A 9,874-nucleotide genomic window follows, 5' to 3' on the forward strand; every position below is an offset into this window, starting at 1 on the left:
CCTTACTCCATATAAAAACAAAAGCACCCCACAGCTAAAATTAGTAGGGTACTTTGTATTTGTATGATTCGCTGATATTTTACTATATCCAAATTCGGCAGAGTATTTTTATGGGGTTGGAGTTCCTCCGTTGGCATTTAGCGTTTCGCCACTGATATAGCTTGATTCCTGGCTAGCAAGAAATACATATGCCGGAGCCATCTCTGCAGGCTGTCCCGGACGACCTAGTGGTGTGTTCGCACCGAACTCCTTCAGCACCTCTTCCGGTTGTCCACCCACCACTTGAAGAGGTGTCCATACAGGACCTGGAGCCACTACATTCACTCGAATCCCCTTATCAGCGACTTGCTGGGCGAGAGATTTACTGAATGTATTGATAGCAGCCTTGGTCGTCGCGTAGTCCAATAGAATCGGCGAGGGGTTATAGGCTTGGATGGAAGAAGTGTTGATGATGGTGCTGCCTGGTTGCATATGCTTCACTGCCGCTTTGCACAGCCAGAACATGGCATACACATTCGTCTTAAAGGTATCGTCAAAATGCTTGGTAGTAAGATCAGCAATATCGGGGACGAATTGCTGCTTGCCCGCGATATTGGCTAAAATATCAATTCCTCCTAGCTGCTTAACCGCAGTATCGACGAGCTGTTCACAGTATTCCTCATCTTTTAGGTCACCTGGAATGGCGATTGCGGTACGTCCTGCTTCCTGCACCAGCCTGAGAACCTCTTTAGCATCTTCTTCTTCCTCCGGCATGTAGGATAGAACAATATCTGCGCCTTCACGAGCAAAAGCAATCGCAACGGCACGACCTATCCCGCTGTCCGCCCCTGTAACAATCGCTTTTCGACCTGTCAGACGTCCGGTGCCTTGATAGGTATCTTCACCTGTATCAGGTACGGGGTTCATCTTCTTCTGGAGCCCCGGCTCTTGTTGCTGCTGTTGAAATTCAGGTCCTGCCTTGATGTACTGAGTGGTAGGATCTTGCATCGTATATTGGTTAGACATCGATCAATTCCTCCTTTATTTTTAGAAAACCATTTTTATTTAAGGAACTCTTTGTTATGTAAACACAACAGTACACCGCTAAACATACCTCCTCGATAGCACAGTCCTGAATATTTCCACAAAAATACCCCAACAACCTGATAAGGTGCAAGGGTATCTCATACTCTAAGTATCATTGATCATTTAATGGCCTTAAATTTCCTCAGACCTGTCTGGAACCGACTCATAACGAGTACGTATTTCATGATTTTTAGCGTAGATATATAAATCTAAAGCCACTATTCCTCTACGTGTCAATTTTACAAGCAGGACGAAAAAGTAGATTCCCAAGCCAATGGATATCATCCAAATTAAAAAGAACAAAACACCTACTCCCCCTCCGAAAAAAAGACCTGTGTGTTCCATACGATTTATCCGCTCCTTAGGAAATTCCATTTTTTATCAGTCTATATTACATAAGATTAAATAAATATATGGAAACTCACACATGAATCGGGACACCCTCCACACAGTTTCGCGTATACATTACATAAAGGAGTGATAAATCATGGGCTTTTTTATTTTCCTCTTTGTTCTGTTAGCGCTACTTAACATCTTTTTCCCACGATTCGGATGGTACATGAGATACGGTTGGATGATCAAAGGCGACGTTGAGCCGAGTGAGGCTTATTTATTAATGACCCGCGTCAGCAGTATAGTGGCACTTATTGTCCTCTTTTTTATCTGGTCTAGCTTCTGACTTATCCTAACGCTCTTAATACATCCTCAATCTTGCGCTGATGCGACAATACGCCGTAATTCATCCAGGCCATAAAATCCACCTCATATACGCAACCGTTACGCACAGCAGGCAAGCTGCACCAGAGTTGTGTATCCAGCAGTTCCCGTCCTCCCCCTTCAAGCTGATCAAAGGTAATAAACAAATGGTCCGCCGTCAGATTGGCAAGCTCTTCTTTTGTCAGGTTCACCCGATTCTTTCCACGGGTCAACTTCCGAACCAAGCTATGGGGCTGCAAGCCCAAATCATGATGAAGCACACTTCCTGTATATCCCAAATGCTCACATCCATAAAGAGTGATTCCATAGGCTGATATTCTTAAACAAGCTATGGTCTGACTATGGACGGAACGGGTAAGCAGCTGCTTGGCTTGCTGTGCCCGATGCTCATAATTGCCGATCACTTCCTGGACACGCTCCGTTCTGCCAAAGACCGCTGCTGCAGAATATAATGTGGCACGCCAATCCTCTTGATGAACAGGCAGCTTGAACAACGGAGCGATCCGGCTGCACTCCTCCAGATGCCAGCGATGAAAGCCATTATCCAGCAAGATCAATTCGGGCGTATACCGGGAGAGCTCCTGCCAATTACGAGTCGAAATATCTACCGCAGGCACATCATGGAGAGCCAGGTACTCTTGCTTCCCCCACTCAGCGTGAGAATATTGCGCCACAGGAGTAATATCTAGAGCCAGCAGATAATCTTCCAAAAAAGGAGCGAACACCCTCATTCCATCCTGATGGAAGCTTCTGTATTGGCCGGGCGTAACACCAACCGATCTTTTAAAACGCCGATTAAAATAATACTCATTGCTGTACCCGACGGATAACGCGATTTCATGTAAGCGGTCATTCGTGAGCAGCAACTGCTGCTGCGCCCTTTCGATACGAAGCCCGTTCAAATGCTCCAAGGGAATCCGCCCTGTCACTTCTTTAAAGGTTTGTGTGTAGCGCGCACGTGTAATGCCTGCAACTTCAGCCAGTTGATCGACGGTTACAGCTTGATTATAATGTTCCTCCATATAGTGAATGGAACGCTGGATTGCCTCATGATCACCTGTGATCTGAACGACAGAGGAATTTGCACGCATGATTAACAGCAGCAGCTCCTGAAAGCGCGTATGGCCTGCGAACCATTCGATCTCATCTGTGCTTCTACGGCTATTGTAGATAGCCTCTAGCAATAATTTACATTGTGAAAAGGGTCTACAGCTTAACAACCCAGATCGAAGGATGTCCTCTTTAGTCCTTCTTTCTATTTCACTCTGCCTGTTTTCCCCGGTTTCGATGATTTCAAAAGTAAGCCGATAAAAGCTAAGCCCCCGCTCCTCGGCATTGATTTTGCTTAATAACCCCGGTTCGAACAAGAACCCAGTACCTTTTTCCAGTGGAAACTGCCTCGACTCAGCCTCAACGTACCCCTGTCCTTCCGATACAATGAGTAGCGTATGATCCTGAAATACTTCACTCTGTCCGCTTACTGACAGGGATTGGGTCTCTATATTTATCAAGCTATAGAATAGCTTCCTTCTATTGCTGTCTTGCAAATCTTTTGCCATTCTCCCGCCCCCAATTGAGAATCATTTTCATTCACTTCAGTGTAAAACAAAAAAGAAGGTCTATCAAGGGTGCTGATAGACCTTCTTTTTGCTATTCCTTCAAGGCGGCTGCCGTTTATTTCACCATAGCTTCCAGCAGGTCATCAAGCTTCATCGAATTGGCTGTGATGGCACCAGTCTGCCAATGGGAACGTTCCATTCTATAAACATTCCCGTTCTTCACTGCGGGCAGGCTCTTCCACAGCGGCCCATCAAGAATTTGGATCGCTTCCTGATTCTCTTCAGTATCCCAGCCCCCGTTGTCAGGGAATATGATGATATGATCCGCTTCGAGCTGAGGAATAAGCTCTTCGGAAATAATAGATTGATATTCGGTCATTTCTGCAGCCATAGGCACGGGTGTCAGGCCAAATTGAGAATAAATCACACCGATAAAACGGTTTTTAACACCGAACAAAGCAAAGGTCTTATCCGCTACGTTGAGCCGGATCACTGCTACTTTTTCTTGCCCCAGAGCTTGTTGCAGTTTAGCTTTTCCATCTGCCACTTTCTGATCATACTCGGCGAGTACAGCCTCAGACTTCTCCGGAATACCGAGCGCATCTGCAATCGCTGTAAGCACTTGTCTTGAGTCCTGCAGTGCCGCCTCAGGGAGACGATACGTTGGTGCTATCTTGGAATATTGTTCATACCTCGCCGCATCCGCGCCTCCGTCCGCAATAATCAAGTCAGGGTCTTTCTCCAATAACGCTTCCAAGCTTCCGGTAATATCAAATTCTGGCACATCAAGATTTAAGTAATCCTGTTTGCCCCAGCTTGGATGATACCACTGAACCACCGGGGTAATCCCCAATGCCTTCAAATAATCTTCAAGGTAAATCCCGGCCACCCGTTTAGGGTTGACTGGAATCTCAACATCTCCGAATTCCCCTGTAATCGTCCGAGTTGCAACCTCTTCCGAAGCATTTGCACTTCCTTCGCTCGGTGTGCTGCTAGCTGAGGTTGATTCCTCTGCATTCTCTGTTTTAGCAACATTATCTTTCGTAGTATTGCTATTCGTTCCGCATGCCGCCAGCGCGGTCAATGCCATAATAAGTACTGCTGACCATAAAAACTTCCGACCCCATCTTACCATTATCCCTTCACTCCAATGCTATATTTTCATTGATTATCATTCTCAATAATCATTATCACAATAGTAGCATGACTTTTATAGCTTTCAATGCACTTTCTCCGCAAAAATCTTATACAAACTATTAACTAGTTTCTTCCCTTCCTCACAAATTTCTTTTTATTTACGATTGATTTATACCATGCTTTCGCTTACAATAAACTCATAAACGCGCGTTTATGAAAAGAGGGGAAACATGCGCAGCGAAGACATAGCTAAGTTGGCCGGGGTTTCCCGAAGTACGGTATCCCGCGTGATCAACAATTATTCTAACGTCCCTGAAGAGACCCGGGCCAAAGTGCTGCGGGTGATTGAGCAACATCAGTACGAACCGAACAGCTTTGCAAGGGCTTTAGCCGGTAAGAAGACCGATACGATCGGACTCTTCGCCATCAGTATGAACGAGAAGGAGAATACTACCCGAATTTATCAAAACAATTACTTTGCTCCATTCGTTGATGCCGTAGTCGACACCTCGAATGCCCGCGGATGTTATGTACTGATTCATACGGTGTACTCTCCCGACGATTTCATCAAGGTAAAGCAAGCTTTTCTCCAAAAACGGATTGACGGCGGTATCATTGTCGGCACTCAAAAGGATATTAATATCGTCCGAGAAATGGTAGGGCTCGACTCTCCTCTCGTATTAATTGATTATGATATTTCTGAGATTATGTCGGAGCATCTGGACCGCAATCATCTGGCCATTGTGAACTCCAAAGATTACGAGGGCACCACAGAAGCAATTGAATATTTGATCTCTCTGGGTCATCAAGAGATTGGCATCATCTGTGGTCAAATGAATACGTACTCTGGACGAGAGCGTTATACGGCTTATGAAGATACACTGAAGAAACATGGCCTGCCTGTAAATGAGAGATTTATTCTGAAAGGTGATTTTCTGAAAGAGACTGCTTATGAAGAGGTCAAGAAGCTTCTTGCTTCTGGAGGATCTTTGCCAACGGCCTTCTTCTCCTCCAACGATGATATGGCTATATCAGCGATGGAAGCGTTCTCCGAGCACGGAATCATTATCCCTGAGGATATCTCCATTGCCGGATTTGATGACATTCAGCTAGCATCCCGTATCCAGCCTAAGCTGACCTCTGTACGCTTGCCGATCTATGAAATGTCTAAGGCTGCAGTTGAAAAAGTAATCGAGCTGTGTGATTCACAGCAACCTACGTTCAGCACGATCAGCTTTCCAGCTCGTTTAGTGGAGAGAGATTCCTGTCAACCGCCGAAGAAATAGCTTAGGATCAATTCTTCACTGAAGAAATCTACATATTTTTTCGTGAAGCTGCTATGATTCGGTATCGATGATTGAAGTTACTGTTTAATTATCCTGCTTGAAGCCAATGAAAAAAACTCCCTTCCCTCGAGGGAATTTTTTCTGAAACTTATAAACGCGCGTTCACAATCGAAAGGAGACTTTCTCACATGAAATTCGGTACCTTTGACGACACTCGTAAAGAGTATGTAATTAACACACCTAAAACCCCTTACCCTTGGATTAACTATCTTGGTAATGAGCAATTTTTCGGACTTATTTCTAATACAGCTGGTGGTTACACCTTTTATAGAGACGCTCGTCTCAGAAGATTGACCCGCTACCGTTACAACAATATCCCACTGGATACTGGCGGCCGCTACTACTATCTTTATGACGATGGTGATTTCTGGACCCCAGGCTGGATGCCCGTAAAACGCGATCTCGACTTCTACGAATGCCGTCACGGTCTTGGTTACACTTCCATTACTGGCGAACGGAACGGAATTTCTGTGAACCAGCTTGCTTTTGTACCAATGGGTCATAATGCTGAAGTTCATCGTCTTATCGTGAAGAACACTGGCTCCGCTAAAAAGTCCGTGAAACTGTTCTCTTTTGCCGAATTCTGTCTCTGGAATGCACAAGATGATATGACCAACTTCCAACGCAATCTCAGCACTGGTGAGGTTGAAGTGAAGGATTCCGTTATCTATCACAAAACAGAATATCGTGAGCGCAGAAATCACTATGCTTTTTACTCCGTAAATAAAGAAATCGCTGGTTTCGATACGGATCGTGAAGCTTTCGTAGGGATGTACAACGGTCTGGAAAGCCCGCAAGCTGTAGTTGCAGGTGAACCTACTAACTCCGTAGCTAGCGGCTGGTCCCCTATCGGATCACATGCACTGAACATTACGCTTGAACCAGGCGAAGAACAAAGCTTCATCTTTGTGCTCGGCTACATCGAGAACCCTGAAGAAGATAAATGGGAATCCCTGAACGTACTCAACAAAAAACCAGCAGAAGCTATGATCGCGCAATTTGCTACAGATGCTCAAGTAGACGCTGCACTCGCTGCACTTGCTGCTCACTGGGATAATCTGCTGTCTAAGTATCAAATCCAAAGCGGCGACGAGAAACTGGATCGCATGGTTAACATCTGGAATCCATATCAATGTATGGTTACCTTCAACATGTCCCGTTCGGCTTCCTACTTTGAATCTGGTATTGGCCGTGGTATGGGCTTCCGCGACTCCAACCAAGACTTGCTCGGATTTGTGCACCAAATCCCTGAACGTGCTAAAGAACGTATTCTTGATATCGCAGCTACTCAATTTGAAGATGGCAGTGCCTATCACCAATACCAACCGCTCACTAAAAAAGGTAACAACGAAGTCGGCACCGGCTTTAACGATGATCCGCTTTGGTTGATCCTAGGAACGGCTGCTTACATTAAAGAAACTGGCGACACTTCGATTCTTGATGAGCAGGTTCCTTTTGACAGCAATCCGGATAACACGGCTACTCTGTTCGAGCACTTGAAACTCTCCTTCGAGCATGTAACTAACAATCTCGGACCTCACGGCTTGCCGCTGATCGGCCGTGCGGACTGGAATGACTGCTTGAACCTGAACTGCTTCTCTACAGAACCAGGCGAGTCTTTCCAAACTACGGCCAACATCGAAGGCCGCGTTGCGGAATCCGTATTTATCGCAGGCCTGTTCGTCTTTGTTGGACCGGACTATGCTGAAATCTGCCGGATGCGCGGACTTGACGATTTAGCTGTAGATGCCGAAGCTAAGATTGACAACATGCGTGAAATCACACTGACTCACGGCTTCGATGGCGATTGGTTCCTGCGCGCTTATGATCACTATGGCGACAAGATTGGTTCCAAAGAAAACGAAGAAGGAAAAATCTTCATCGAACCACAAGGGATCTGTGTTATGGCTGGTATCGGTGTGGAAGATGGCCAAGCCGAAAAAGCGCTGTCTTCCGTTCAAGAGCATTTGGATACTAAATATGGTATCGTATTGCAACAACCACCATATTCCAAGTACTATCTGAACCTCGGTGAAATTTCTACGTACCCTCCGGGCTACAAAGAAAATGCCGGTATTTTCTGCCACAATAACCCTTGGATCATGATCGCTGAGACGGTACTCGGACATGGCGACAGAGCGTTCGAAATTTACGCAAAAATTGCTCCTGCATACCTGGAGGATATCAGCGAAATTCACCGCACAGAGCCTTATGTCTATTCCCAAATGATCGCAGGGAAAGATGCCGTTCGTCACGGGGAAGCTAAAAACTCCTGGTTGACTGGTACTGCTGCATGGAACTATGTAGCGATCACTCAATCGATCCTTGGTATTCAAGCCGATTTCAATGGTCTGAAGATCGATCCTTGTATTCCTACAGAGTGGGACAGCTTTGAAATCACACGTGTCTTCCGTGGAGATACTTACGTGATTCAAATCCAGAACCCGAACCATGTCTCCAAAGGTGTAGCTAGTCTTACCCTGGATGGCGTAGCTGTAGAAGGTAACATCATCGCTCCTGTTGGAGATGGCGCTGTTCACCAAGTAGTTGTACAACTGGGTTAATGCTTTTATTTAAAAAATCCGCTCAACCGTTCGTTTGAACGATTAAGCGGATCTAAACTAAACACTAGATGACTCCTGAGCTCTTCGAGACCGCTGAAAAACCTGTATTATTAAAAGTTATAAGAGTGCCTCAAATTAAAAAGGCGACATTTTGTTCGATTTTGAACGAAATGTCGCCTTTGCTTTTATACTTTCACTTCGATTCTTTCATCAAATTAATGATTCGCTTGAGATTAACAGAAAATATCGCCATAGCGCCTTGCATCTGCATGCCAATTAGACCCGAGGAAGATGCAACATCATATCCGTGTCTATGTTTGAGTTCACTATTTTTTGCCTCGATTTTATAACGCTCTTTCGCTTTTTCTTTGAATTCATCACTATTTTGAAATGCTTCTTGTTCTTTATGTTCTGTCGACTTGATGGTTACTGAATAGGTTTTACTATTCGCTCCTTCATAACACCCATCCTTCATAGTGCAAATTTTGCATTCTTCAATATCAAACATGTAAGTATCTTTTTGGTTTTTATGGATGCCTTTTTTTCCTGTGCGCGCTTTGCGAATCGCCATATGTCCTGCTTTACATACGTACATTCCAGCATCCTTATTAAACTCAAATTCATCCTCCTTCTTACGAACACCTTGCGTAATATTAGGATTTAATTTAGCCACTAGTTGCAATCCATTTTCTTTGGCATACTCAATATTTTCTTTTTCAGAATAGGCTGTGTCGCCAATGACTGTATTGATTTCCATGCCTGTTTTGCGACTTTTTTCGATTAGTGTTTGGAGTTGTTTCCCGTCACTTTTTTCTCCGGTTGTAACTACGGCAGCTGTGATAATACGTTCTTCATTCATTGCAATATGTGTTTTATAGCCAAAAAAAGAGGAGTCGGCTGTTTTGTGACCCACGCGTGCATCTGGATCATTAGAAAATTGAAGGTGCTCCACGTGATCTTCTACGATTTCCTTTAAGTAGTTCAACTTTTCCTTTACCTTTGGGTATTCGCGGATGGTTTCTTCTTTTTCTACAGTGTCAATTAATTTTTGGCAGTAGTCCAGTTCATCCACTAATTCGTTTGTCCTTGTTTTTGGCGGGAATTTATCTTTCATGTTTTCATTGATTTGATAAACGGCCTTCCGCAACAACTTAGACTTCTCCATCAATATTTCTTTGGGTGACTGCTGATTGAATCGTGATTTCGTGTGGGTCGCATCCACAATAATTGCGCCGCTCTTAATGATTTCTTTTTCTAATGCAATTTCTACCGTTTTTTGAATCAGCATGTCGAGCAGGTTCACATCTTTCAATCGAAGTTTACGAAACTTCGTGAGTGAACTAGGATTGATTACCTCGTCTTCTGGCGCCATATCTAAGAAGTATTTGAGGAACATATCATATTTAGAACGTTCTACAACATCCACATCGGACAAATCGAAGATCGATTTTAGTAATAAGTACTTGAACATTCGAATGGGAGGCAC

At 44.5% G+C, this 9,874-nt stretch carries 7 protein-coding genes; 3 read left to right on the forward strand and 4 right to left on the reverse strand.

What is annotated here, in order from left to right; translation table 11 throughout:
• Positions 1-108 precede the first annotated feature (108 nt).
• Complete coding sequence (locus CA598_RS24135) at positions 109-1,005, reverse strand: SDR family oxidoreductase (RefSeq protein WP_094878164.1); 897 nt, start codon at positions 1,003-1,005, stop codon at positions 109-111.
• A gap of 547 nt (positions 1,006-1,552) precedes the next feature.
• On the opposite strand from CA598_RS24135, the gene CA598_RS24145 reads away from it, so the two are divergent.
• Positions 1,553-1,744, forward strand: a complete 192-nt coding sequence (locus CA598_RS24145) for a DUF6199 family natural product biosynthesis protein (RefSeq protein ID WP_094871357.1) — start codon at positions 1,553-1,555, stop codon at positions 1,742-1,744.
• Position 1,745: 1 nt separating this feature from the next.
• Here CA598_RS24145 and CA598_RS24150 read toward each other — a convergent pair whose 3' ends face one another.
• Entirely contained in the window at positions 1,746-3,341 is a 1,596-nt protein-coding gene (locus CA598_RS24150; RefSeq protein ID WP_094871355.1) for a helix-turn-helix domain-containing protein, read from the reverse strand.
• Positions 3,342-3,456: 115 nt separating this feature from the next.
• The gene (locus tag CA598_RS24155; protein WP_094878165.1) at positions 3,457-4,476 is read right to left on the reverse strand and encodes an ABC transporter substrate-binding protein; all 1,020 of its coding nucleotides are present in this window, start codon (positions 4,474-4,476) and stop codon (positions 3,457-3,459) included.
• Positions 4,477-4,708: 232 nt separating this feature from the next.
• On the opposite strand from CA598_RS24155, the gene CA598_RS24160 reads away from it, so the two are divergent.
• Positions 4,709-5,764 (forward strand): LacI family DNA-binding transcriptional regulator, encoded by a 1,056-nt coding sequence (locus CA598_RS24160; RefSeq protein ID WP_094871353.1) that lies wholly within the window; start codon positions 4,709-4,711, stop codon positions 5,762-5,764.
• Positions 5,765-5,952: 188 nt separating this feature from the next.
• Positions 5,953-8,388: a glycoside hydrolase family 94 protein gene (locus CA598_RS24165; RefSeq protein WP_094878166.1), complete on the forward strand. Its 2,436-nt coding sequence runs from the start codon at positions 5,953-5,955 to the stop codon at positions 8,386-8,388.
• A gap of 193 nt (positions 8,389-8,581) precedes the next feature.
• Here CA598_RS24165 and CA598_RS24170 read toward each other — a convergent pair.
• Positions 8,582-9,874, reverse strand: a 1,293-nt coding sequence (locus CA598_RS24170; RefSeq protein ID WP_094878167.1) for an IS1182 family transposase, incomplete at its 5' end; no start/stop codon positions are given.

The sequence above is a fragment of the Paenibacillus sp. VTT E-133291 genome (assembly GCF_002264395.1).
Classification (GTDB): domain Bacteria; phylum Bacillota; class Bacilli; order Paenibacillales; family Paenibacillaceae; genus Paenibacillus_AQ; species Paenibacillus_AQ nitricinens.

Coding starts and splice junctions, on each gene's coding strand:
- CA598_RS24135 (WP_094878164.1), bottom strand. CDS start 1,005: ATGTCTAACCAATATACGATGCAAGATCCTACCACTCAGTACATCAAG.
- CA598_RS24145 (WP_094871357.1), top strand. CDS start 1,553: ATGGGCTTTTTTATTTTCCTCTTTGTTCTGTTAGCGCTACTTAACATC.
- CA598_RS24150 (WP_094871355.1), bottom strand. CDS start 3,341: ATGGCAAAAGATTTGCAAGACAGCAATAGAAGGAAGCTATTCTATAGC.
- CA598_RS24155 (WP_094878165.1), bottom strand. CDS start 4,476: ATGGTAAGATGGGGTCGGAAGTTTTTATGGTCAGCAGTACTTATTATG.
- CA598_RS24160 (WP_094871353.1), top strand. CDS start 4,709: ATGCGCAGCGAAGACATAGCTAAGTTGGCCGGGGTTTCCCGAAGTACG.
- CA598_RS24165 (WP_094878166.1), top strand. CDS start 5,953: ATGAAATTCGGTACCTTTGACGACACTCGTAAAGAGTATGTAATTAAC.